Annotated in this window: 18 protein-coding genes and 1 tRNA gene; 11 read left to right on the top strand and 8 right to left on the bottom strand. The window is 68.4% G+C overall.

The window, feature by feature from the left end:
- Positions 1-283: 283 nt before the first annotated feature.
- The 5 genes from NNJEOMEG_RS14555 to NNJEOMEG_RS14535 all read left to right on the top strand — a co-directional run bounded on the left by NNJEOMEG_RS14555 (position 284) and on the right by NNJEOMEG_RS14535 (position 4,911).
- Positions 284-1,441: an ABC transporter permease gene (locus NNJEOMEG_RS14555; protein WP_173085733.1), complete on the top strand. Its 1,158-nt coding sequence runs from the start codon at positions 284-286 to the stop codon at positions 1,439-1,441.
- A complete protein-coding gene (locus tag NNJEOMEG_RS14550; protein ID WP_235956982.1) occupies positions 1,438-2,169 on the top strand; it encodes an ABC transporter ATP-binding protein in 732 nt (243 codons plus the stop codon). Before NNJEOMEG_RS14555 ends, NNJEOMEG_RS14550 begins: the two co-directional genes overlap by 4 nt.
- Entirely contained in the window at positions 2,166-3,128 is a 963-nt protein-coding gene (locus NNJEOMEG_RS14545; RefSeq protein WP_173085731.1) for an efflux RND transporter periplasmic adaptor subunit, read from the top strand. Before NNJEOMEG_RS14550 ends, NNJEOMEG_RS14545 begins: the two co-directional genes overlap by 4 nt.
- Positions 3,125-4,576, top strand: coding sequence for an efflux transporter outer membrane subunit (locus NNJEOMEG_RS14540; protein ID WP_173085729.1), 1,452 nt, complete (start codon positions 3,125-3,127; stop codon positions 4,574-4,576). Before NNJEOMEG_RS14545 ends, NNJEOMEG_RS14540 begins: the two co-directional genes overlap by 4 nt.
- Before the next feature lie 98 nt (positions 4,577-4,674).
- Positions 4,675-4,911 carry a hypothetical protein gene (locus tag NNJEOMEG_RS14535; protein WP_173085727.1) on the top strand — a complete coding sequence of 79 codons (237 nt, stop codon included), beginning with the start codon at positions 4,675-4,677 and terminating at the stop codon, positions 4,909-4,911.
- Positions 4,912-5,354: 443 nt separating this feature from the next.
- Here NNJEOMEG_RS14535 and ldhH read toward each other — a convergent pair whose 3' ends face one another.
- The 8 genes from ldhH to NNJEOMEG_RS14495 all read right to left on the bottom strand — a co-directional run bounded on the left by ldhH (position 5,355) and on the right by NNJEOMEG_RS14495 (position 15,066).
- Complete coding sequence (gene ldhH / locus NNJEOMEG_RS14530) at positions 5,355-7,493, bottom strand: L-lactate dehydrogenase (quinone) large subunit LdhH (RefSeq protein WP_173085725.1); 2,139 nt, start codon at positions 7,491-7,493, stop codon at positions 5,355-5,357.
- Positions 7,493-8,044: a LutC/YkgG family protein gene (locus tag NNJEOMEG_RS14525; RefSeq protein WP_173085723.1), complete on the bottom strand. Its 552-nt coding sequence runs from the start codon at positions 8,042-8,044 to the stop codon at positions 7,493-7,495. The genes ldhH and NNJEOMEG_RS14525 overlap by 1 nt, the downstream gene beginning before the upstream one ends.
- Positions 8,045-8,481: 437 nt before the next feature.
- Positions 8,482-9,408, bottom strand: a complete 927-nt coding sequence (locus tag NNJEOMEG_RS14520; protein ID WP_173085721.1) for a carcinine hydrolase/isopenicillin-N N-acyltransferase family protein — start codon at positions 9,406-9,408, stop codon at positions 8,482-8,484.
- A 24-nt stretch (positions 9,409-9,432) separates the two neighbouring features.
- Positions 9,433-10,218, bottom strand: a complete 786-nt coding sequence (locus tag NNJEOMEG_RS14515; RefSeq protein ID WP_217270569.1) for a LytR/AlgR family response regulator transcription factor — start codon at positions 10,216-10,218, stop codon at positions 9,433-9,435.
- Positions 10,194-12,341, bottom strand: a complete 2,148-nt coding sequence (locus NNJEOMEG_RS14510; protein ID WP_173085719.1) for a histidine kinase — start codon at positions 12,339-12,341, stop codon at positions 10,194-10,196. The genes NNJEOMEG_RS14515 and NNJEOMEG_RS14510 overlap by 25 nt, the downstream gene beginning before the upstream one ends.
- Positions 12,342-12,451: 110 nt before the next feature.
- Complete coding sequence (locus NNJEOMEG_RS14505; protein ID WP_173085717.1) at positions 12,452-13,165, bottom strand: tetratricopeptide repeat protein; 714 nt, start codon at positions 13,163-13,165, stop codon at positions 12,452-12,454.
- A gap of 42 nt (positions 13,166-13,207) precedes the next feature.
- Positions 13,208-13,987 carry a tetratricopeptide repeat protein gene (locus tag NNJEOMEG_RS14500; protein WP_173085715.1) on the bottom strand — a complete coding sequence of 260 codons (780 nt, stop codon included), beginning with the start codon at positions 13,985-13,987 and terminating at the stop codon, positions 13,208-13,210.
- Positions 13,987-15,066: a tetratricopeptide repeat protein gene (locus NNJEOMEG_RS14495; RefSeq protein ID WP_173085713.1), complete on the bottom strand. Its 1,080-nt coding sequence runs from the start codon at positions 15,064-15,066 to the stop codon at positions 13,987-13,989. The genes NNJEOMEG_RS14500 and NNJEOMEG_RS14495 overlap by 1 nt, the downstream gene beginning before the upstream one ends.
- 247 nt (positions 15,067-15,313) lie before the next feature.
- Between NNJEOMEG_RS14495 and NNJEOMEG_RS14490 the strand changes: the two genes are divergently transcribed.
- The 6 genes from NNJEOMEG_RS14490 to NNJEOMEG_RS14465 form a co-directional block, all read left to right on the top strand.
- Positions 15,314-19,441: a two-component regulator propeller domain-containing protein gene (locus NNJEOMEG_RS14490; protein ID WP_173085711.1), complete on the top strand. Its 4,128-nt coding sequence runs from the start codon at positions 15,314-15,316 to the stop codon at positions 19,439-19,441.
- Positions 19,442-19,482: 41 nt separating this feature from the next.
- Positions 19,483-20,352 (top strand): peptide chain release factor N(5)-glutamine methyltransferase, encoded by an 870-nt coding sequence (gene prmC, locus NNJEOMEG_RS14485; protein WP_173085709.1) that lies wholly within the window; start codon positions 19,483-19,485, stop codon positions 20,350-20,352.
- A 15-nt stretch (positions 20,353-20,367) separates the two neighbouring features.
- Complete coding sequence (locus tag NNJEOMEG_RS14480) at positions 20,368-21,837, top strand: fused MFS/spermidine synthase (protein WP_173085707.1); 1,470 nt, start codon at positions 20,368-20,370, stop codon at positions 21,835-21,837.
- A gap of 4 nt (positions 21,838-21,841) precedes the next feature.
- Positions 21,842-22,339 (top strand): YchJ family protein, encoded by a 498-nt coding sequence (locus NNJEOMEG_RS14475; RefSeq protein ID WP_173085705.1) that lies wholly within the window; start codon positions 21,842-21,844, stop codon positions 22,337-22,339.
- Between the two features lie 68 nt (positions 22,340-22,407).
- Positions 22,408-22,484 (top strand) — tRNA-Met (locus NNJEOMEG_RS14470).
- Between the two features lie 193 nt (positions 22,485-22,677).
- A partial coding sequence (locus NNJEOMEG_RS14465) for a tetratricopeptide repeat protein (RefSeq protein ID WP_173085703.1) occupies positions 22,678-23,407 on the top strand: 730 nt, incomplete at its 3' end.

Genomic DNA, 23,407 nt, shown 5'->3' with positions numbered 1-23,407 from the left:
GGGGGGAGAGAAATCTCCCCCCGCTTCCGGTTGAAGCGCCACGCATCCGCATCCGTCTCCGCCACTGCCGGTTTGTGCCGGAGTTCCCATCTTCAGCCGTTCTCCCGGCTGGCCTTGCCCTTCACGGCCTTTTGCTTCGCCGCCATATCCTTCGTCCCCTAACTTTTTCTCCGCGCCGCGTAACCCGCCACCCTCCCGGGGCCTCTACCCTGTGTGCCGCACCGGACGTTCCCCCGCGTCCGTCGCCGGACATCCGCCCGACCAGGCTCACCCGGACCTCCCCATGCTGCGCATCGCCCTCACCATGCTTCTCGGAGACAAGGCCAAATACCTGGGCATTGTCACCGCCATCGCCCTGTCCTCGGTGATCATGATCCAGCAGCCCGCCATGCTGGCCGACATGCTGGCCCAGACCACCGGGGCCATCACGGACATCGGCCTGCCCGACATCTGGGTCATGGACCCCTCCGTGCGCTCCGCCGAGGAGAACCGCGCCCTGCGGGACACCCAGCTCCACCGGGTGCGCGGCGTGCGCGGCGTGGACTGGGCCGTTCCCTTTTTCCGGGGCGGCCAGAAGGTGCGCCTGGAAGACGGCGAGACCACCCAGGCGCAGCTCAAAGGACTCGACGACGCCACGCTCATCGGCGGGCCTCCGGGAATGGTCCAGGGCCGCCTGGAAGACCTGCGCATCCCAGACGCCGTGGTGGTGGACGAGGCCGGGGCCAAGGGCCGCCTCGCCGTGCGCCTGCCGCAAGGCGGGACGCGACCCCTGGGCGTGGGCGACGTGCTGGAGCTCAACGAGCGCCGGGCCGTGGTGGTGGGTGTGGCCCGCTCCACGCCGAGTTTCATGTCCCAGCCCGTGCTCTTCACCACCTACACCCGCGCCAAGACCTACGCCGTGAGCGAACGCAAGCTCCTCTCCTTCGTGCTGGCCAAGGCCCGCCTGGGCGAAGCGCCCGAGGCCGTGGCCCGGCGCATCGAGCGAGAAACCGGGCTCAAGGCCTATTCCTCCGAGGAATTCAAGGAGGTCTCCCTGGAGCACATCCTCAAGCACACCAACATGCTCATGAACCTGGGCTTCGTGGTGCTCATCGGCTTCGCGGTAGGCGCGGCCGTCACGGGGCAGGTGTTCTACAACTTCACCCTGGACAACCTGCGCCACTTCGGCGTGCTCAAGGCCATGGGCGCTTCGGATGCGGCACTGACGGGCATGATCCTGGTCCAGGCGCTCTTGGCGGGCTTCGTGGGCTTCGGCCTGGGCGCGGGGGCAAGCGTGCTCCAGGTGGCGGCGGCCGCCGGGGGCATGGGGCCGCAGCCCAAGATCACCTGGCACATCCTGGCGGGCAGCGGCGCGGCGGTGCTGCTGATCGTGTGCCTGGCGGCCCTGGTCAGCATCCGCAAGGTGCGCAGGCTTGAGCCGGGCGCGGTTTTCAAGCCGTGAGCGGCGCGATGACGGACGCCCAGGCCGCCGTGCGCTGCCGGGGGCTGGTCAAATCCTACGGCGAGGGCGCGGCCCGCGCACAGGCCCTGCGCGGCGTGGACCTGGACGTGCGCCGGGGCGAGCTTTTCATGCTGGTGGGGCCTTCCGGATGCGGCAAAACCACCCTCATTTCCGTGATGGCCGGCATCCTCAACCAGGACGAAGGGGCCTGCCAGCTGCTGGGGCAGGACCTTGCCGCCCTCTCGCCCCGCGAGCGCACCGCCTTCCGGGGGCGCAACATCGGCTTCGTGTTCCAGGCCTTCAACCTGCTTCCGGCCTTGAGCGTGGCCGAGAACGTCGGCCTGCCCCTGCTCATCGCCGGTGTCCCCCGCGTGCGTGCCCTGCAGGAGGCCTGCCGCATGCTGGAGTCCGTGGGCCTGGCCGGGCTCGACGCCCGAAGCCCCCGAGACCTCTCGGGCGGGCAGCAGCAGCGCGTGGCCATAGCCCGCGCCCTGGTCCACTCCCCCGGGCTGGTGGTCTGCGACGAGCCCACCAGCGCCTTGGACCACGCCGCGGGCCAGTCCGTGATGGAGCTGCTCAAGAACCTCGCCACGGGCGGCGGTTGTTCGCTCGTCATCGTAACCCACGACCCGCGCGTGTTCGGCTACGCCGACCGCATGGCCCACATGGACGACGGGCGCATCCTGCGCGTGGAGGTTCCCGCGTCCGCACAAGGAGTCACCCCATGAAACCCCGCGCCCTGCTGCTCCCGGCCCTGGCCCTGGCGGGCCTGCTGCTGGCCGTTACCACGGCCCTGCGCGGCCAGGCCCCCCGCCAGGAGGCGCGCCCCGCCGCCCTCCCCCCCCGCGCGCCCTTCGAGGCCTACATCGGCGGGGCCGGGCTGGTGGAGGCCGCATCCCGGAACATCGCCGTGGGCGCGCACGTGCCGGGGGTGGTCTCCCGGGTGGCCGTGCGCGTGGGCGACAAAGTGGAGGCGGGCCGGACGCTCTTCGAGATCGACCCCCGCGAGGCCCGGGCCGAGCTGGCCGTGAAGCGGGCCGACCTGGAAAAGGCCCGGGCCGCCCTGGGTGAGGCCAAGGCATCCCTGGACGACTACCGCGCGCAGTTCTCCATGGTCTCCGGCGTGCGCGACCGCCGGGCCGTGAGCTCCGACGAGGTGGAGAAACGCCGCAACGCCCTGGCCCTGGCCAAGGCCAGGCTGGAGAGCGCCCAGGCGGCGGTCGCGGCCGCCGATGCGGCGGTAGCGGCGGCGGCCACCGCCCTGGAACGCCTGACCGTGCGCGCCCCCATCACCGGGGAGGTGCTCCAGGTGAACGTTCGCCCCGGAGAGTTCGCGGCCACGGGGAGCCTCTCCACGCCGCTCATGCTCCTGGGCGACCTCTCGCGCCTGCACGTGCGCGTGGACCTCGACGAAAACGACGCCTGGCGCTTCGCCGCCGGAGCGCGCGGCGTGGCCGCCCTGCGCGGCAACCGCGACCGCCGGGCCGAGCTGCGCTTCGAGTATCTGGAGCCCTGCCTCACGGCCAAGACCTCGCTCACCGGAAGCAGCACCGAACGCGTTGACACCCGCGTGCTCCAGGCGGTCTACAGCGTGGACCCGGCCCAGCTGCCCTGCTACGTGGGCCAGCAGGTGGACGTGTTCATCGAGGACCGCGCGGCGGCCCAGGCAGGGGGGGATGGCTCGTGAGGCGCGCCCTCGCCCTGCTCCTCGCGGCGTCGCTCCTGCAGGGCTGCGTGAGCGCCGGGCCAGACCACGTGCGGCCCCGCCTGGACTCCCCGGAGCGTTTCAGCGCGCCGCGCCAGACGCCGGACGCCCCCCTGGACGGGCTGGAGCAGGCCGCCTGGTGGAAGCGCTTCAACGACCCGCTCCTGGACCAGCTCATGGCCGAGGCCTTGGCCCAAAGCCCGGACACGGCCCAGGCCAAGGCCCGCGTGGCCCAGGCCCGGGCCGTCACGGACCAGGCGCGGGCCGCGAGGCTCCCGGGGCTCTCCCTGGGCACGTCCTCCGCGTCCAGCTTCTCGGACCCGGCCGCCACCGACGCCCAGGCCGTCCAGGGCACGCCGGACCTGGCCGCCTCCACGGTCTACACGGCCGGGTTCACGGCCTCCTGGGAGCTGGACCTCTTCGGCGGCCTGCGCCGCGCCGAGGAAGCCGCCCGGGCGGACGCCCAGGCCTCCGAGGAGGACGCCCGCGCCGTGACGCTGGCGCTCCTGGCCGACGTGGCCACGGGATACGTCTCCCTGCGCTCGGCCCAGGCCCGCCTCGAGGTGGCCCGCCAGGCCGCCCGCTCGCGCCGCGACAACGCCGACATCACCCGGGAGCGTTTCCGGGTGGGCCTCTCCAGCCACCTGGACGTGTCCCAGGCCGAAACCCAACAGGCCTCGGCCGACGCCGAAATCCCCTCCCTGGAGGCCCAGGCCCGCCAGAGCGTGCACCGTCTGTCCGTGCTTTGCGGCCAGGCGCCGGGGGCGCTGCTGGAGCGCCTGTCCCCTGCCGCCCCGCTCCCAGACCCGGGCGGATCCTACGCCCCGGGCCTGCCCTCGCAGCTCCTGGAGCGCCGCCCGGACCTGCGCCGGGCCGAACGCCGCGTGGCGGCCGCCAGCGCGCGCATCGGCGTGGCGGCCGCCGCCCAATACCCTTCCATCGACCTGACCATGGGCCTTGGCGTGCAGGGCAACGTGCTCTCGCGCTTTCTGGGGCTGGCCAACTGGTATTGGAGCGTGCTCCCGGCCCTGGCCGCCCCCGTGCTGGACGGGGGCAAGGCCCGCGCCCAGGTGCGCGCCCGGCGCGCGGCCTGGGAGGAGTCCCTGGCGGCCTACCGGCAGGCCTACCACACGGCCCTGGAGGAGGTGGAGAACGCCCTCACGACCGTGCATGCCGAGAACAGGCGTAAGGCGGACCTGCTCCGCGCCCGGACGGCCGCCGCAGACGCCCTGGAGCTGGCGCGGGAGCGCTACCGCAAGGGACTCACCAGCTTCCTGGACGTGCTCACGGGGGAGAAGGCCCTACTGGAGGCCAGCGAGAGCCTCGTCAAATGCCGCGCGGCGGAGATTGCGGGCCTTATCGCCCTCTACAAGGCCCTGGGGGGCGGCTGGGACGCCGAGGGCATGCCTGGAAACAGTGGGAATCCATGACCGATTTGTAACATGGAAATTAATTCATGAAACCACTTGCCCGAGTGCAGTCGCTTGGCTAACATGCCGGAAAATTGTTCCTAAAGGAGCCGTCTGCCATGAAAAAGCTGCTCGTTGTCGGCCTGGTTTTCGCCATGTCCCTTTCCGCTGGCGCCGCTTTCGCCGCCAAGGCTAAAGCCCCCAAAAAAGAAGCCCCCAAGAAGTGGGAATGCTCCATGGGCGACACCAAAGTGATGACCGCCTCCATCGACGAATGCCTCAAGAAGGGCGGCCTGGTCATGAACTACCCCGGACCCGCCAAGGACGCCCCCAAGGCCAAGAAAGGCAAGAAGTAGTCCTGTTTTTTCCATCGGATTCGCGGGGGCGCTCCGGATGCCTCCGCGAAGGAATCGAGCCCCGGAAGTGGATGCATCCGCTTCCGGGGTTTCCTTTTTGACGGGGACGGGCGATCGCAACGATCCCGAGCGCCCGGCGACCCACAGCCCACGGCGCGCATCACCCGCTTCACGGCGCGCGCCCTGGGCCGAACGCCCATGCGGCACTCCCCGCGCCCCGGGCCGAACGTCCGCGCGCCGCGCCCTGGTCCACCGCACCGCACGCCTCGAACCAAGGCCGGGAGGCCGGACGAACGACGGCCCCGGCGGGGTGACCGATGTCCCGCCGGGGCCGCCTCGACCGGGAGAGGGCAGGCGCCGCGCGGAAACGCCCGCGCGACGCCCGAAGTCTCTCCCAGCCCGGGACGCCGCGACCAGCTCGCGACGTCCGGGCATGATCTTGTCTACTTCAACTGGTCGGCCAGAAGCTCCACGGTGTGCTTCACGGTCACGCGGGTTCCGTCCTTGTCGAAGCCGCCCTTGATCTGCATGACGCAGCCGGGGCAGTCCATGGCCACGGTGGAGGTCCCGGTGGCCTTGATGTTGGCGAGCTTGCGGGTGAGCATGGGCTTGGAGATCTCGGGGAACTTGAGCGAATACGAGCCGCCCATGCCGCAGCACATGTCGCACTCGAACATCTCCTTGATCTCATAACCGGCCTTGGTCAAGAGTTCGCGGGGCTCCTTTTCGGCGTGGAGCGTGCGCTTGAGGTGGCAGGAGTCGTGGTAGGTGATGCTTCCCAGGGTCTGGCCTTCCTTGAAGGAGAGCTTGCCCTCGTCCACCAGCTGCTTGACGAAGGTGGAGAAGTCCACGGTCTTGGTGGCCAGGCGGCGGGCCTTGGGGAGCATGTCGCGCTGTCCCAGGCTCTCGTAGGTTTCGATGAACTCGTGCTTGAGCGCGCCGGTGCAGGTGGGGCAGGCGCTGATCACGTATTCCACGTCGTCGGAGAGCAGGGCCTTGATGTTGTCCGTGGCGTTTCCGGCGGCCACCTCGTAGGCACCGTTGTAGCGCGCGGGCGCGCCGCAGCAGGTCTGCTCCTTGGGGAAGGTGACGTTGTAGCCGGCCTTGTTGAACAGGCGCACGAGCTTTTCGCCCATCTCGGGATAGGCGAAGTCGATGAGGCAGCCGGAGTAGAAGGCCACCTTCTTCTGCAGGGCGGGCTGGCGGATGGTGTCGAACACGTCGCGGAAGGGCTTGTCCGCGATGGCCGGGAGGCTGCGGAAGTCCGCCAGGCCGGAGAGGAAGAGCGGCAGGTGGCGGATGAAGCCGTCCTTGGCGCCCACGAGGCCCTGGGTCTTGGAGGCCGTGCGCAGCATGGCGTGGAACAGCTTGCGGTTGTTCACCACGGTGAAGATGGCCTTCTGCACCGGACCCTGGCCCTGCTCCTTGGCCAGCCTGCGGCGAATCTCCAGGATGAGCGCCGGGATGTCGATCTGGCCGGGGCAGACCTGCTTGCAGTTGCCGCACTGGATGCACAGGCCCTGGATGTCCTCGCTCTTCTTGAGTTCGTCGAACCAGGCCGTGAGGATGGTGCCGATGCCGCCGGTGTACACCTTGCCGAACACGTGGCCGCCCACCAGGCGGTAGACCGGGCACACGTTGAGGCAGGAGGCGCAGCGGATGCACTGGAGAGCCTGCTTGAAGATGGGGTCGCGGGCCATCTCGGTGCGGCGGTTGTCCATGAGGATGATGTGCATCTCCTTCATGGAGCCGTCGTCGTTCTGGGTGGGGCCGGTGATCAGGCTCACGTAGCTGGTGAGCTGCTGGCTGGTGGCGCTCTTGGGCAGGGCCACCAGGATGGGCGCGGCGTCGGCCCAGGTGGGGATGAGCTTTTCCAGGCCAACCACGGCCACGTGGATCCTGGGCAGGCTGGTGGTCAGGCGGGCGTTGCCCTCGTTGGTCACCAGGGCGATGGTGCCGGTTTCGGCGATGGCCATGTTGCCGCCGGAGATGCCCATGTCGGCCTGGAGGAACTTTTCGCGCAGCTCCTTGCGGGCCACCTTGACGAGCTTGGGGATGTCGTTGGTGAGGCGCTCGTTGACTTCCTTGCTGAAGAGGTCGGCCACCTCGTCGCGGGTCATGTGGATGGCGGGCATGACCATGTGGGAGGGGGTCTGTCCGGCCAGCTGGATGATCCACTCGCCAAGGTCGGTCTCGTTGACCTGCACGCCCTGGGCCTGGAGGTGCTTGTTGAGGTGGATTTCCTCGGTGGCCATGGACTTGGATTTGACGATGCGCTTGACGCCCTTCTCGCGGCAGAGGTTGGCGATGTACTCCTTCACCTGCTGGGGGGAGTTGGCGCGAAACACTTTGGCCCCGCGCGCCTCGGCGGACTTGGTGAACTGGGCGGCCAGCTCGTCCATGTGCTCGGCGGCGTAGCCCTTGATGGCGGCGATGCGTCCGCGCAGGGCTTCGAAGTCGATGCCCTCGTAGGCCTTGGCCCGGGCCACGGCGTAGGCCTCGGAGAAGCGGCCCAGCGCGCCGCTCAGGTTGGCGTCGTGGAGGGCCTTGTCGATGGATTCCTTGAATTCGGTGGTGGCCATTAGTTCTGCCCTCCCAGGTCGTCGATGCAGACAATGATGAGGCGCTCGGGCCCGTGGACGCCGATGGTCAGCACGCGCTCGATGTCGGCGGTGCGGCTGGGGCCGGAGATCAGCGCCAGGTAGGCGCAGTCCTTGGGGTGCACGGTTTCCAGCAGGGCCGGAAGGTCCGGGAGGATGGCGTCCGTGCCCACGATGGCGATGTGCAGCCAGGGCAGCATGGAGGCCAGGCGCTCCTTGGGGTCGGTGGAGTTCTGGGCCACGGTGCCGGTGTTGGCGATGCCCCAGTGCATCTGGGTGACGCCAATCCGGGACTGCTCGGCCTTGTCGCGGGTGACGTTGAAGGTGAGGCCGGGGAACTCGCCGGCCAGGGCGTCCTTGTCCACGCCTTCCAGGAAGGGGCAGTCCACCCACACGGCGTAGGCCTGGGGGGCGTCGGCCACGCCTTCCTTGCGGAAGGTCTCCTTGATGAAGTCCAGGGCGGGGCCTTTTGCCGGGAAGCGATGCACCTCGGCGCTCACGGCCTCGGCTTTGGCTTTGAAGAGGTCGAACATGTGGGAGGTCCTCCTGATTGGGGGCGGCCGGTCAGTCCGCCCGTTTCCCTGGCCGCGCTGGCACGGCCGTGTGCGGACCATGTAGACCTGATGAGGAGAAATCGGGAGCAGAAAGTTGAAAAACACTCTGGCGGGGCTGAATGGCTGTTTTCGGGGGCTCAATGGAGACGGCAGGAGCCTGCGGACAATGCCGACAGACAAGTTCCCGTTATTTCGGCATGTTGCCAGACGCTCTCCGCCGCGAATGCAGGACGGACGCCGCCCAATGGCGCGCCGCGGGGGCTCAATGGCTGCCTGAAAGAGGCGCATGGCGAGGACGGCGGACGGGCAGCCTGATCATCAGCGGCCAGACGGCCGACGGTCGGGAGATGCGCGTGCGGGCAAAGTGAACAACCGGCGCGGGAGATCCCCGGGAGCGCAAGGCGGCGCGGTCGCGCTCAGTGTGCCGGAACCGCGCCGAAGCCCGGGAACGGCTGCGAGCCGCCCGGGGCCGGTGCGGAACGCCAGAAGGCTTCGTCCAGCACCAGACGGCGTTCTTCCTCCGGCTCACCGGGGTTGCTGGTGCGCGCCAGCAGCACGGGGGCCGCGCCGCCCGGCGGCAGCCAGACGGCCAGCATGCCCAGGGTGCGCGGGCTGGAGGGTTTGGAGCCCGTGCGGAAGATGGACTGGTCCGGCCCGGCGACCGAGTCGCGGGAGAAGGACGCGGCGGAATCCAGAACCAGAGGCCGACTGGCCTGGGCCAGCAGCGAGCGGATGCGCTCCAGGCGCGCAACGCTGCCCGGAGCGTCGGGGCGTTGGCGCAGGTCCTCCGGGCCGCCTGGTAGCTCGGGGTGGTTCGTGTGCGCGGCGAACGCCCCGGCAGGCACGGGCTCCAGGGCATATCCCGTGCCCGAGCACTCCAGCACGGCCACACGGCGCGCGTCGGCCACCAGCGCGAAGGCCGGGGCCAGGCGGGCCAGGGTCTCCTTGTCCGCGAAGACCTCGTCCACGGAGGCGCAGCGCGACAGGAGGGTCCGGGCCGCGCCGACGAGGCCTCCCTCGCGGATGCGCTCCAGCCGCAGGGAGCGGGGGATGGTGCCCGCCGTGGCCGTGACCACGGCCAGCCCCTTCTCGTTGACCCCGCCCACCACCATGGTGCGGCCCTCGGGCGTTACGGAGAGCATGGCCGCCACGCGGTAGCCCCCGCGCGGCGCGAGGAGCGCGAAGCGCGTGGGGTGGTCCGGGGCGAAGTCGCGGTTTTTCACCAGGATGCTCCCGCCCCCGGCCACGTCCGCCCCCTGGAGCGCCCAGAGGGTGCAGGCCGGGGCGTTTCCGGCCCAGAGCAGCAGCGCGGGCAGCAGGACGGCGAGGAGGCGTGAGGGCATGGGGGCGTCGTTCGCGGGGGCGCTTCAGATGTCGAAGTGGGCCTTGAGGTCCTTGACGTTGTAGCGGCTCACCACGATCTCGGAGCGTTCGCGGTCGCTCAGGACGAGCTTGTAGCTGCCGCCGGTCCAGGGGATGATCTCGGCCACGTGGGCCAGGTTCACCAGATGGCTGCGGTGGGCGCGGAAGAAGCCGTGGGGGGCCAGGCGCTCCTCCAGTTCGGAGAGGGTGGCCTTGGCGGTGTAGCGGCCGTGCACGGTGTGCACGGTGATGCGCCCGTCCTCGCTGGAGACGGAGAAGACATGCCTGGGCAGCGTGGGCACGATGCGCTCGCCGTCGTAGAGGGGGATGCGCCGTTCGGGGGCCTGGGGGTCCTGCGGCTGGGCCTGGGCCTGCGCGGACGCGCCGCCTTGGGGCTCGTCCAGGCGCAGGGCGCGCCGGGCGCGGTCCACGGTCTTTTTCAGGCGGTCCAGGGTGAAGGGCTTGAGGATGTAGTCCAGGGCCTCCAGCTCGAAGGCCGCCACGGCGTGCTCCTCGTAGGCCGTGACGAAGGCCAGGAGCGGCTTCTTGGGCATGGAGCCGAAAAGGTAGGTGAGCTCCAGGCCCGAGACGCCGGGCATCTGGATGTCCAGGAACACCAAGTCGGGCTGGAGGGCGCGCAGTTGGGGCATGGCGGCGGAGGCGCTGGCGGCGTCGCCCACCACGGCCACGTCCTCGATGCGGCCCAGCTGGTGGCGCAGCTCGCGGCGCACGGGGCCCTCGTCGTCGATGATGAACGCGGTGAGGCTCATGGGCGCGGGATGGTGAAGCACACGGTGAAGCCCCTGCCCGGGGCCGTTTCGATGCACAGGCCGTGGCCCACGCCATGGATGCCCACGAGCCGGGCCTGCACGTTGCCCAGGGCCAGGCCCGAGCCCTTGGGCCGGGCGCGGGACACGTCGCCCGCCAGGAGCGGCTCGGCATCGGCCTGGTCCATGCCCACGCCGTCGTCGCGCACGCAGATGCGCACGCCGCCCTCCACGGCGGCGGCCTCGATGCGGATCTCCCCGCCCTCCTCCTTGGGCATGAGCCCGTGGCGCAGGGCGTTCTCCACCAGGGGCTGGAGGATAAGGGGCGGCACGGGGCACTCCAGCACGGCGGGGTCCACGGCGTAGGAGACGCGCAGGCGCTCCTCGAAGCGGGCGCGCTCGATGGAGAGGTAGTCTTCGCAGTGCTCCAGCTCCTTGGCCAGGGGGATGCTGGAGCCTCCGGGCTTGATGTTCTTGCGGAAGAAGTCGCCCAGCTTCACCAGCAGGTCGGATGCGGTGTCCGGGTCGGTGCGGATGTAGTGCATGATGGACGTGATGGCATTGAAGAGGAAATGCGGATTGATCTGGGCCTGGAGCATCTTGATCTCGGCCTCGGTACGCAGCTTCTTCTGCCTCTCGGACTCCAGGAGGGCTTGTTCCGCCTGTCGTTTCTGGGTGATGTCGCGCACGATGGAGACGATGCAGCGCTCCCCGCCGATCTCCACCAGCTCGCCGGAGCGCTCGACGGTGATCACCTCGCCGGACTTGGTGCGGTATTGCAGCTCCTGGTTCTGGGTGCTGCCGGTGCGCAGGAATTCGTCGTCGAGCTCGTAGCGCTGGTCTGGGTTGGCGTAGATGCCGATGTCCATGGAGGTGCGCCCCAGCACTTCCGCCCGGGAAAAGCCCGTGACCTTCTCGAAGGCCTCGTTCACGTCCAGGTAGATGCCGCCGTTCAGGCGCAGGATGGCGATCCAGTCCGGGCTGTGGCGGAAGATGCGCTCGAACTTCTCCTCGGATTCCCGCAGGCTGGCTTCGGTCTTCTTGCGGCCCTGGATGTTCACCCACAGGGCCATGACCATGCCCAGGAGCACCAGGAAGGCGGCGGCCACGGAAAGCACCTTGCCCTGGTGCTCGTCGTAGAAGGAGGCCGGGCGGTTGACCACCTCGCTGCCCTCGGGCAGGGCCGAGAGGGGAATGGCGAAGCGGCGCAGCTGGGCGTAGTCGAACATGTAGCGGTGGGGGCTTTGCTTGCGCACGGGCACGTCGGCCACGCTCTCGCCCGCGAGCAGGCGCTGGGCCATGCGCCCCGCCACCTCGCCCTGGTTGAACCCGCTGGTGAGCAGCCCGCCCACGATGCCGTGGCCCAGGTAGAAATCCCACACGCCGAACATGGGGGCCTTGGCCCGGGAGGCGATGAGGGCGATGGATTCGTCGTAATCGAAGGTGCGCCCGGCGCGGTCGCGGTTGAAGGTCATGAGCAGGATCAGGTCGCCCTGGGACAGGGCCTCCACGCGATCCAGGAGTTCGTCCATGGTCAGGTCGTCCAGAGTGGCCACGGCCACCTTCTTCTCGAACTCGGGCATCACCTCGGCCAGGGCCTTGGCGTTGGCCAGGCCCGTGCTGGAGCGGTCGTTCACCACCACCACGCGGTAGGTGGAGGGCAGCATGGAAAGGGCCGCGCGCAGGGTGCCGCGCACGTCGAAGTCTTCCACTACGCCGGTCACGTGGTCCTTTTCGGCCCCCAGCATGGCCTCGTCGAAGAAGTTCACCCCGCAGAACACCACCCGCGCCCCGGGGAACACCTTGGCGCGCCAGCCCAGCAGGAACTGAAAGGCGTCGTCGTCGGAGGCCACCACCACGTCCATGGGCACGCGGGCGTACTTGGCCTGGAGGCGACCGGCCAGGGCCGGAGCGTCCTCGGGGGCGTGCAGGCGCTTGGCGTCCAGGTATTCGGTGTAGAGTTCCACCCCGGGCAGCCCCGCCAGCACGGAGCGGATGCCCGCGTCCACGCCGTCGGTCCAGTTGAGTCCCTGGTGGTAGGAGTGCAGCAGGAGCACGCGCTGCCTGGGAGCGGCCCACGCCGCCTGGACGGCCAGGCACGTGATGAGCGCCGCGAGGGCGAAGACGCGTGGGAGCAGCTGGATCATGTCTGGCCTTGGCCGCCGGGATGGCCCGCGCGGGGCGCGGCGGCGACGATTTCCTAGCACGTTCGCGGGCGCAAGGGAATGGCGCGCGCCCCGGCGCTCCCGGCCCCGGACTAGGCGAGCTTCTTCCCGGAGAGGAAGCGCAGGAAGCGGATGGCCTCCATGAAGCCCGGATTGATGGACAGGGCGCGCTCCAGGGCCTCGCGGCAGGCGTCCCGGTCGCCCTTGTCGTAGTGCACCCGGGCCAGGTTGAAGAAGACGTTCTCGTCGTTGCCTTCAAGCTCCACGGCCTTCTCGTAGAAGCCGATGGACTCGTTGAAATGGCCTTCCTTGCGCAGACTCACGGCGAAATGGTTGAGGCTCGCGCGGTGTTCCTCCAGGGCGTCCGGGGCGGTGCAGCGCAGAGTCTCCAGGGTCTGGCGGGCCTGGGCCATGTATTCCGGGTCCTCCCCGGCAGGGGGCTCGGCCCCCACGAAGGCCGCGAGCGTCTTGCGCTCCCGCGCGCCCAGGGCGGGGAGCCCGCCGCCCCGCGGATCGAGGAGCGCCTGGCAGAGGGCGTCCAGGGCCTGGGAGGGGTTCTCCCGGTAGTAGAAGGGCTCCGGGCGGTGGACTTTCAGGAATTCGGCCAGGGCCATGCGCGAGACGATGCCCGAGGGCAGCCCCGCGCTGGTGAGGGGCTGCAGTTCCACCCGGCCGGGCGACGCCAGACGCGCGTACCACCAGGTGACGGTTTCGCGGGTTCCGGCGGTGGCGCCGGTGCCGATCTCGCTCTCCACGCTGCGTGCGTAGACGCCAAGCGCCCTGGGCGCGTCATCCTGCAGGGGCATACACCCTCCCCGCGCCCTCCGGCATGCGTAATTCCGGGGCGCTCACTCCAGATATCCTGCCGCGCGCAGCGTCTGGTGAAGCTGGCGGCGGCGCTTGTCGTCCTCGTTCAGGAGCCCTCTGTCCAGGATGTACCGGGCGAACTGAAGCCCCTCTCCGAAGAAGCTGTTGATGTCCAGGGCATTGAGCAGATGTTTCAGGGCGTTGTCCAGATCGTTTTTTTCGAGGTAGGCCCTGGCGATGTTGAATTGGAGGTTTTCGTCCAGGAAGGTCATCTCCTGGGCGCGGAAGTAGTAGCGCAGGGTCTGGTCCAGAAGGCCGCGCTTGCGCAGCGCGATGCCCAGTTCGTTGAAGAGGTGCTTGTGTTCGTCTTCGAAGGCCTCGTCGAGTTCCAGGAGGTTGTCGAAGACGTGCACGGCCTTGTCCGTGAGCCCCAGGGCCAGCAGCGAGATGCCCAGGCCGAAGGCCGCGCGGACGTTGGCTTCGTCGATGCGGCGCACCTTCTCGTATTCGCGCACGGCCCCGGGGTGATTGCCGACCTCGCGGTAGGCGTCGCCCTGCATCAGGGGGCGGCTCAGGTACTGGTAGGTGGTTTGGGCCTCGGGCATGTAGCCGGTGAGCACATCTTCGCGGTCCAGCAGGAGGAGCGTGCCCTGGAGCTGGAAATCCACGTCGAGGCTGCGCATCTCCACCTTGCCGTTCTGGACTTCCCGGGCGAACCAGTAGGTCCTGGTGACGGTTTTGCGCCGGGTGGCGCCCGTGCCGAGGGTCACGGCGGTCTCCTGGGAGAAGATGCCGTGGAGTTTGGCGGCGGCGTGCTCCATCAGTCGAGGAGGAGCCCTCCGGCGCTTGCCCTGGCCGGAGTCGCGTCTTTGGGGTCTGCCCCGGCGGACTCGCCGTGTTCGAGTCGGCGAGCCAGCTGGCCCGCTTCCGAGAAGTCCGGCTTCAGGACCAGGGCCTGGCGCAGGTGATCCAGGGCGCGGTCGGTGTCTCCCGCGTAGATGTGGGCTTTGGCGATGTTGTAGTGGAGGTTTTCGTCCTCCGGAGTGACGGAGAGGGCCTGATTGTAGGCATGGAGCGCGCCCAGGTAGTCCCCGGAGCGCCTGAGCTTCACCCCCAGGGTGTTGTAGGGGTTCACGGCTTCCGGGTCGTCGCGCAGAATCTCCACGAACACTTCCTTGAGTTCCGCGAGCTTGTCCTGCAGCGCGAAGAGGTCGGCGGCGCGGCGCAGATGCTCCTGGTAGGCCGAATCGTCGCCTTTGCCCTTGTGGGCGTAGGCCAGCCCCCGATGGGCCTCGGCGTAGAGTTCGTTGAGGGCCACGGCCTTGTTGAAGGAGAGGATGGCCTTGCCGTATTTCTTCTCCCGGAGGTAGTCCATGCCCAGGTTGAAATACTTGAGGGCCTCGTTCTCCTCGGAGACCATTTCCTCGAATTCGCTGATGGCGGCGTCGAAGTCCTGGCGACGCAGCGCGTCCTGGGCGCTCTGAAGCATCTCCTCCTCGATCTCTCCGGGCGAGAGCGAGTTCCAGGCGGCGCGGATGTGTTTCTCCATGGTCTCCAGGGAATACGGACGGATCACATAGCCCGAGCATCCGGCGGAGACGGCGTCCATCACGTATTCCTGCTGGCTCTCGCTGGTGACCATCACCAGGGCCTTCACGGAGGTACGCCTGCCCTTGGCCAGTTGGCGCAGGCAGGCGATGCCGTCCATGTCGGCCAGGGCGGAGTCGATGAGCGCGATGCTTGCGTTGCCCGACTCCAGGTGGCCCTGCGACTGCTGGAGCGACTGGAAGGCCCGGACATCCTGAAACCTCATGCGCAGCAGGGTGTTCTTGTCCAGGGCGGCGTGGCGCACGTCGCCCGAAAGGATGGCCACCGAGAGGCTGCTGGGGTCAAATCGCATGAAAGGCCGCCTTGAATGCTTGATGAACGCCTGGATTATCTGAATTGATCCATGCACGCCCCGATGTCAACGGGGACCCGCAGATTGCACGTCGTACCGTCGGAAGTCCCGAGATTTGGACAGAACGCCCCACGAAACGCCCCCCGGAACACCCCGGAAGGTCCTTTACTCCTGGCATAATTCCTGATTATGTTTCTGATTCAGTTCCTTACTGAACACCACGGGGATTTTCTTGTCGCAGTCCAGCATGATCCGCCCCGACGGACGGCCCTCGCTCCGACCGGGCCTCCCACAGACCCTGGCGACGTTGTTCGTCCTGTTCTTCATGGCGGCGCAAGCGCCCTGCTCCGCCCTGGCGGCCCCCCGTTTCCAGCCGCGCTTCCAGAGCTTCGGCGTGGACGAGGGCCTTTCCCAATCCTCCGCCGTGTGCATGGCGCAGGACCGCGAGGGCTTCCTCTGGATCGGCACCTACTCCGGCCTGAACCGCTTCGACGGCCGTTCCTTCACCATCTTCTCCTCCGACATTCTGCCCGACGCCAACATCCGCTCCCTGGCCGTGGACGCCAAAGGCGACCTCTGGGCCGGCACACGCAGCGCGGGCCTGCTGCACCGCGACAGGACCACGGGGCGTTTCGAAGTCCATTCCCACAACCCGGACAACCCGGCGAGCATCCCCAGCAACGAGGTGCACGCCATCCACGAAGACGCCTCCGGCATCCTGCGCGTCGGCACGGGGGGCGGCCTGGCCGAAATGGACCGGACCACGGGCCGCTTCCGGCGCATCGGGCAGGCCGAGGCGGCGGCGTCCAAAGACGCCGACATCGTGGCCATCGCCCAGGACGCCTCGGGACAGGTCTGGGCCGCTTCGCGCAAGGCGCTCCTGCTCCTTGACGGCAAGCGCGGCGTTTTGGAGGCTCCCGAATGGCCGGAGCTGACAAGGCTGCTCTCCGAGGCCCAGATCAACGCGCTCCACCCCGACGGCGGTTCCGTGCTCTGGATAGCCACCGACGGCGTGGGCATCCTGCGCCTGGACACTGCCGAGCGCACCCTGGAACGTTACATCCCCTCCGTGGGGGTCTTCCGCATCCTGCGCGACCGCCGCGGCATGCTCTGGGCCGCCACCAGCGCGGGCGTGGGCAGGCTCGTGGAGCAGGACGGGGCCAGGTCCTTCGAATTCTTCCCCCACAACCCCTACGTGCCGGACTCCGTCAGCCAGAGCGACGTGATCTCCATCCTGGAAGACGAGTCGGGCATCCTCTGGTTCGGCACCTACTCGGCGGGCGTGAGCAAGCTCATCCCCGGGTCGCGCTGGTTCGCGGTCTACCGCCAGACCCCGGGCGAGCCCGGAGGCCTCCCCGGCAAGGAGGTGGGCGCGGTGCGCCTCGACCGCGAAGGCGGCCTCTGGATCGGCCTGCGCTACGAGGGCATGGTCCGCCTGGACGCCTCGCGGCGTCTGGACAAGGCCTGGCGCAACAACCCGGCCGACCCCACCAGCCTTGGAGACGACATGATCAACTGCATCATGGAAGACTCCCGGGGGCGCATCTGGGTGGGCACGGTGGAAAAGGGCATCAGCATCCTCGACCGCTCCACCAACACCTTCACCCACCTGCGAAGCGACCGCGACGACCCGAACACCCTCTCGCAGGACAAGATCTGGTGGCTCTTCGAGGACCACTCGGGCATCGTCTGGGCCGGCACCAGCAAGGGCGGGCTCAACCGCATCGACCCCGACACGGGCAAGGTGACCCGCTACCAGAACGACCCCGCCAACCCCGACTCCATCAGCCACGACCGCGTGCGCCACATCATCCAGACGCGCGACGGCGCGCTCTGGATCGGCACCAACGGCGGCATCAACCGCTTCGACCCGCACACAGGCGTCTTCCGCCACTGGCGCAACGACCCGCGCGACCCCAAAAGTCTCTCCAACGACCGCGTCACCCCCATCGTGGAAGCCCCCACTGGCAAGCTCTGGGTGGGCACCGACGGCGGGCTCAACCTCTTCGATCCCGCCACCGGCGAGTGCAGGCGCTGGTCTGAGCGCGACGGACTCACCGACGACGGCATCCAGGGCCTGGCGCTGGACGCCCAGGGCCGCGTCTGGATGAGCACCTTCAAGGGCATCTCCCGGCTCGACCCCGAGACCGGGGCCATCCGGAACTACGCCAGGGGCGACGGCCTGGCGGGGCTCGAATACTATATGAACGCCTTCCACAAAGGCGCCGGGGCGAACATGGTTTTCGGCGGCTTCTCGGGCGTCAACGAATTCGATCCCTCCCTTGTGGAACCCAACACCCACGCTCCCCGGACGGCCCTCTCGGGGCTCAAGGTGAACAACCACCCCCGCCCGCTGGATGTCCCGGCGGCCGAGCCCGTGGTGACCCTCTCTCCCGGCGACCTGAGCGTCTCCTTCGAATTTGCCTCGCTGGACTTCGCCAACCCCCAGAAAAATCACTTCGCCTACCGCCTCGAAGGCTTCGACACAGACTGGGTGGAAGGCCAGACGGCCAACCACGCCACCTACACCAACCTCGATCCCGGCCGTTACACCTTCCAGGCCCGCTCGGCCAACGACGAAGGGCTCTGGGGGCCCGTCCTTTCGGTTTCGCTTGTTGTCACGCCGCCTGTGTGGCGCACGGTCTGGTTCAAGACCCTCTGCCTGGCGGCGGCCGCAGCCGCGCTCTGGGGCCTCTACACGTGGCGGCTGGCCGCGCTCAAGGCCCGGCGCGCGGAGCTCGAAGAGACCGTCTCGCGCCAGGTGGCCTCGCTGCGCCACGAGATCGAGGAACGCGTGCGCGCCGAAAAAGACCTGCGCGACAGCCAGCAAAGCTTCCAGGCCATCTTCCAGTACAGCCCCGTGGCCGTGGCCATCTCCTCCCTGCGCGGCGGGCGCGTCATCCAGGTGAACCGGGCCTTCTGCGCCCTCACCGGGCACGACGCCCAGGAGGTCATGGGCGTCCCGGGCCTGGAGCTGGGCCTGTGGGCGAACCTGGCCGATCGCAAGGCCATCCTGGATGATCTGAATGCCCGGCGGGTGGTGCTCAACCGCGAAATCGCCCTGCACCACCGCCAGGGGCCCGGCGCCCCCCTGCCCGCCCTGTGCTCCGCGGCGCTCATCGAGGTGTTCAACGAGCCCAGCGTTCTGTGGATCTTCGCAGACATCTCCGAACGCAAGCGCCTGGAAACCGAACTCATCGAGGCCAGGGAGCGCGCCGAGGCCTCCAACCAGGCCAAGAGCGACTTCCTGGCCAACGTCAGCCACGAGATCCGCTCGCCCCTCAACGCCATCCTGGGCCTCACGGACATCTCCCTGCACCAGAACCCGCCGCCCGAGCTGCGCGTCAACCTCGAAAAGGTCACCACCGCCGGGCGCATGCTCCAGGGCCTGATCAACGACCTGCTCGACCTCTCCAAGATCGAGGCCGGCAAGCTGGAACTGGTGCCGGCCCCCTTCCGGCTCTCCTCCGTGCTGGACTCCGTGCGCGACATCTTCACGGACAAGGCCGAGGAAAAGCGTCTGCACTTCACCATCCAGAAAGCCCCCGACATGCCGGGCGCCCTGGTGGGAGACAGCCTGCGCCTGGAGCAGGTGCTCATCAATCTGGTGGGCAACGCCCTCAAGTTCACCGAGCACGGGGAGGTGTCCTTGAGCGTCAGCGCCGGGCGCGTCACCCCCGACGCCGTGGAGGCCGTGTTCACCGTGCGCGACACCGGCATCGGCATGACCCTCGAGCAGGCCGCGCGCATCTTCAACCCCTTCGAGCAGGCCGACAGCTCCACCTCGCGCCGCTTCGGCGGCACGGGGCTGGGCCTCTCCATCGTGCGCCGCCTGGCCGACATGATGGGGGGTGACGTTGCCGTGGACACCGAACCCGACCGGGGCAGCACTTTCACTTTCCGGGCCACCCTGGGCGTGGACCGCGACAGCGCCCTGCACGACGCCCTGCCGCGCGGCGACCACTCCACCCTGCGCGGCGTGAAGATCCTCGTGGTGGACGACAACGCCCTCAACCGCGAACTCACCTCCGAACTCCTGCGCATGGCGGGCATGGTCCCGTCCGTCGCGGAGAACGGCAGCCAGGCCCTGGAACGGCTGGAAAACGAATCCTTTGCCGCCGTGCTCCTGGACGTGCAGATGCCCGTCATGGACGGCTACGAGCTGGCCCGGGCCATCCGGCAACGCCAGGACGGCACGCGCCCGGTGCTCGTGGCCCTCACCGCCCACGCCATGGCCGGCGACCGCGAACGCTGCCTGGAGGCGGGCATGGACGGCTACCTCACCAAGCCGGTGCTTCCCGAGACCCTCTACGCCACCCTTGTCCGCTGCCTGGGCCGCGTCGGCCAGCCCGGCGCGGCGCGGACGCGCGAATAGCGCTTGGCATCGCCGCCCGGCGCAGGTAGCATCATCGTCCCATGTCCCGACAGCCCACCATCCGGGAAATCCTCCAGAAGACCGAGGCCTACTTTTCCGAAAAGGCCGTGGACTCGCCCCGCCTCTCGGCCCAGCTCGTGCTGGCCAAGGGCCTGGGCATCGACCGCATGGCCCTCATCCTCGACCTGGACCGGCCCCTGTCCCATCCCGAACTGGACGCCCTGCGCCCCCTGGTGGCCCGGCGCGGCCGGGGAGAGCCCACGGCCTATATCCTGGGCGAGCGCGAATTCTACAGCCTGACCTTCCAGGTGGGCCCCGGAGTGCTGGTGCCCCGGCCCGAGACCGAGCTGATCGTGGAGACGGCCCTGGGACTCTTTCCCAAAGACGCCCCCCTGCATGCGGCGGACCTGGGCTGCGGCTCGGGCTGCCTGGCCGTGTGCCTGGCCTTCCATCTGCCCCTGGCGCGCGTCACCGCCCTGGATTCGAGCCCCGAGGCCCTCGCCGTGGCCCGCGCCAACGCCCTGCGCCACGGCGTGGAAGACCGCACGGAATTCGTGGAGGCCGACTTCTCCGGGCTCCCGGAAGCGCCCGGCGGGTATCAGCTGGTGGTCTCCAACCCGCCCTACGTAAGCCGGGAGGAATACGCGGAGCTCTCGCCCGAGGTGGCCCGCTTCGAGCCCCGCCAGGCCCTCACCCCCGGCCCCACCGGGTTGGAGGCCTACCCTGCGGTGCTCGCCGCCGCCAGGGACCGCCTGGCCGCCGGGGGCGCGCTGCTGGCCGAGATCGGCTGGAAGCAGGGCCAGGCCGTCAAGGACCTCTTCGAGGCCCCGGAACACGGCTTCACCCAGGTGCGCGTCCTCAAGGACCTCGCCGGACTGGACCGCGCGGTCCTGGGCCGCAAGCCCGGCTGAGCGCAAGGAGCCCCCATGCTGGAGATCGTCGTCTTCCTCTGCGGCGCGGTGGTCATGGTCATCGAGTTGGCCGCCACGCGCATCCTGGCTCCTTACCTGGGCACGTCCACGGTGGTCTGGACCAGCGTCATCGGGGTCATCCTGGCGGCCCTGTCCCTGGGCTACTGGTGGGGCGGGCGCCTGGCCGACCGCAACCCCTCGCGCAAGGCCCTCTCGGGCGTGATCCTGGCCGCCGCCGCCTGCACGGCGGCCATCGGCTTCTCCAACACCTTCGTGGTGGAGATGATCCGCGCCTCGGGCACGGGGCTGCACGCCTCGTCGCTCCTGGCGGTGGCCTGCCTCTTCGGCCCGGCGTCCACGCTGCTGGGCATGATCGCCCCCTTCGCCGCGCGCATCCGGCTCACGGACACGGCCACGGCCGGGCGCACCGTGGGACGGCTTTACGCCCTCTCCACGGCGGGTTCCATCGTGGGGGTCTTCGCGGGGGGCTTCTTCCTCATCGCCTACTTCGGCAGCTCGGCCATCCTCTTCCTGACGGCCGCCGTGCTGGCCGGGGCCTCGGCCCTGTGCCACGCCGGGCGCTGGCCCCTGAAGGCCCTGGCCGCCCTGGCCTGCGTGGGGCTCTACCTCTTCAGCGCCTCCCAGACCGCCGCCCTGACCGCAAAGGGCGTGGTGGACGTGGACACCCCCTACCAGCGCGCCATGGTCTACCCCTCGCGCGACTACACCACCGGCCGGACCATCGTGGCCCTGAGCACCGGCCCCGAGGGCGTGCAGGGGGGCGTCTACCCCGACGAGCCCGAGGCCCTGGCCCTCAACTACACGCGGTTCCTGCCATTGGCCTCGCACTTCGCCCCGGGCATGCGCCGCGTGCTGGTGCTGGGCGGCGGGGCCTACGCCTTCCCCAAGTACGTGCTGCGCAGCCACCCGGCCGCCGACGTGGACGTGGTGGAGCTCGACCCCGGCATCACGGCCCTGGCCCGCGCGCACTTCTTCCTGCCAGATGACCCGCGCCTGACCATCCGCCACGAGGACGCCCGGACCTTCCTCAACGCCAACACGCAACGCTACGACGTGATCGTGGTGGACGTGTTCAACTCCGCGGCCTCCATCCCCTTCCACCTGGCCACGGTGGAGACCGTGCGCCGCCTGGCCCTGGCCCTGGCGGACGACGGGGTGCTCATCGTGAACACCATCGGCGCGCTCCAGGGGCCGCGCGCAAGGCTTTACAAATCCTTCGCGGCCACATACTCCCAGGCCTTCCCGCAGGTCCACGCGGTCCGAACCTGGAGCGGCGGCGCGGAGGATGCCCCGCAGAACCTCCTGCTGGTCTGCTTCAAGACCGACGCCCCCAGGGATTGGACCAGCGCCGATCCCGCGATGGCCGGACGCCTGGACCGCCGGATCCCGCCGCCGGACCTCTCCGGCGCGCTGGTCCTTACCGATGAATACGCACCCGTAGAACGTTATTTGACCGGATGGTGAACCCATGACCGACGAGAAGTCCTGTCCCTGCGGCTCCGGCCGCGACCTGGCCGAGTGCTGCGGCCCCATCGTATCGGGCGAGATGGCCGCGCCCACGGCCGAGGCGCTCATGCGCTCGCGCTACACGGCCTACGCTCTGGGCGACCTGGCGCACCTGAAGCGCTCCCTGGACCCCAAATGGCACGCCACCTTCGACGAACAGGGCACGCGCGAGTGGTCCGAAAAGGCCGACTGGCAGGGCCTGACGGTGCTTTCCACCAAGGGCGGCCAGGAGGGCGACGAGGAAGGCGAGGTGGAGTTCGTGGCCCGCTTCCTGATGGACGGCGAGGAGCAGGAACTGCGCGAGCGCGCGCGCTTCCGCCGCCGCGAGGGCCGCTGGGGCTACGTGGACGGCAAAGTGAAGTCCAACCGGGAGCCCGTGAAGGCCGCCGGGCCCAAAGTGGGCCGCAACGACCCCTGCCCCTGCGGCAGCGGCAAGAAGCACAAGAAGTGCTGCGGCTGAGTTTTTTCGCGTTCTTTCAATTAATCGTTGACAGCACGCCGCAACGAGCATAAATACTGTCTTCCCGACGCGGGGTGGAGCAGACCGGTAGCTCATCGGGCTCATAACCCGAAGATCGTGGGTTCAAATCCCACCCCCGCAACCAAGGAGCCAAGGGCCGACGGAGTGATCCGTCGGCCCTTTTCCTTTACCCGCCCACATTACATCCCGGACCGAAGCCCTGGCCATGTCACATTCTGCCGTGGCGGCCTGGGCGCTAAACCACAGGGCATGCCGACTTGACTTTCCCCACAACATGGACGCAGTTAAGAAGTGTATCATCTGGAGAACTGATCGCCATGAACGATGCGAAGCAAATTTACGACCAGATCAACAACCTCCTGCTACATTGCAAGCTTTACGAAGCAGAGACGCTTGCAACGGAAGCAACCAGGATATTTCCTCAAAATTACTCGATAGCCGAAAGACTCGCACATGTACAATTGCGCAGAGAAAAATACTTTGATGCCGAACAAAATTACAAAGCAATCATCTCAAAATTTCGCGACAGGATTCATGCCTGGATCGGCCTGATAAATACTTTGCTGTTGCAAGGCAAAATCATGGACGCCGAGAGCGTCGCTAATGATGCTATGACCTTGTTCCACAAGGAGTTCTCCATCCTTGAAAGAGTGGCTGACGTGCAGTTTCGCAAGGGCATGCACCGTGAAGCCCAAAAGTCTTACGAAAGCATCATCGACAGGTTTCCAGACAAGGCGCAAGCTTGGGTTGGCCTGACGAACGTTCTTTTGTCGCAAGACAAGATCAGCGACGCGGAGATGGTTGCGGGCGAGGCAATCATACTGTTTCCAGGCGAGTATTCTGTATTGGAAAGATTCGCGCACACGCTGCACCGCAAAGGAATGCACTGCTACGCCGAAAGAATCTTCAGGATCATCATCGATAGATATCCCGACAAGACAAATGGCTGGATTGGCCTGACGAACGTCCTGCTGTCGCAAGACAAGCTGGATGAAGCCGAGGGCGTGGCGGGCAAGGCAAAGGCCCTGTTCCCGGAAGACTTTCCGG

The sequence above is a fragment of the Fundidesulfovibrio magnetotacticus genome, from assembly GCF_013019105.1.
In the GTDB taxonomy this organism is placed as follows: domain Bacteria; phylum Desulfobacterota; class Desulfovibrionia; order Desulfovibrionales; family Desulfovibrionaceae; genus Fundidesulfovibrio; species Fundidesulfovibrio magnetotacticus.
The sequence above is the reverse complement of the archived record's forward strand: the minus strand, read 5'-3'. Positions and strand labels throughout refer to the sequence as shown.

Coding starts and splice junctions, on each gene's coding strand:
- NNJEOMEG_RS14555 (WP_173085733.1), top strand. CDS start 284: ATGCTGCGCATCGCCCTCACCATGCTTCTCGGAGACAAGGCCAAATAC.
- NNJEOMEG_RS14545 (WP_173085731.1), top strand. CDS start 2,166: ATGAAACCCCGCGCCCTGCTGCTCCCGGCCCTGGCCCTGGCGGGCCTG.
- NNJEOMEG_RS14535 (WP_173085727.1), top strand. CDS start 4,675: ATGAAAAAGCTGCTCGTTGTCGGCCTGGTTTTCGCCATGTCCCTTTCC.
- ldhH (WP_173085725.1), bottom strand. CDS start 7,493: ATGGCCACCACCGAATTCAAGGAATCCATCGACAAGGCCCTCCACGAC.
- NNJEOMEG_RS14525 (WP_173085723.1), bottom strand. CDS start 8,044: ATGTTCGACCTCTTCAAAGCCAAAGCCGAGGCCGTGAGCGCCGAGGTG.
- NNJEOMEG_RS14520 (WP_173085721.1), bottom strand. CDS start 9,408: ATGCCCTCACGCCTCCTCGCCGTCCTGCTGCCCGCGCTGCTGCTCTGG.
- NNJEOMEG_RS14510 (WP_173085719.1), bottom strand. CDS start 12,341: ATGATCCAGCTGCTCCCACGCGTCTTCGCCCTCGCGGCGCTCATCACG.
- NNJEOMEG_RS14505 (WP_173085717.1), bottom strand. CDS start 13,165: ATGCCCCTGCAGGATGACGCGCCCAGGGCGCTTGGCGTCTACGCACGC.
- NNJEOMEG_RS14500 (WP_173085715.1), bottom strand. CDS start 13,987: ATGGAGCACGCCGCCGCCAAACTCCACGGCATCTTCTCCCAGGAGACC.
- NNJEOMEG_RS14495 (WP_173085713.1), bottom strand. CDS start 15,066: ATGCGATTTGACCCCAGCAGCCTCTCGGTGGCCATCCTTTCGGGCGAC.
- NNJEOMEG_RS14490 (WP_173085711.1), top strand. CDS start 15,314: ATGATCCGCCCCGACGGACGGCCCTCGCTCCGACCGGGCCTCCCACAG.
- prmC (WP_173085709.1), top strand. CDS start 19,483: ATGTCCCGACAGCCCACCATCCGGGAAATCCTCCAGAAGACCGAGGCC.
- NNJEOMEG_RS14480 (WP_173085707.1), top strand. CDS start 20,368: ATGCTGGAGATCGTCGTCTTCCTCTGCGGCGCGGTGGTCATGGTCATC.
- NNJEOMEG_RS14475 (WP_173085705.1), top strand. CDS start 21,842: ATGACCGACGAGAAGTCCTGTCCCTGCGGCTCCGGCCGCGACCTGGCC.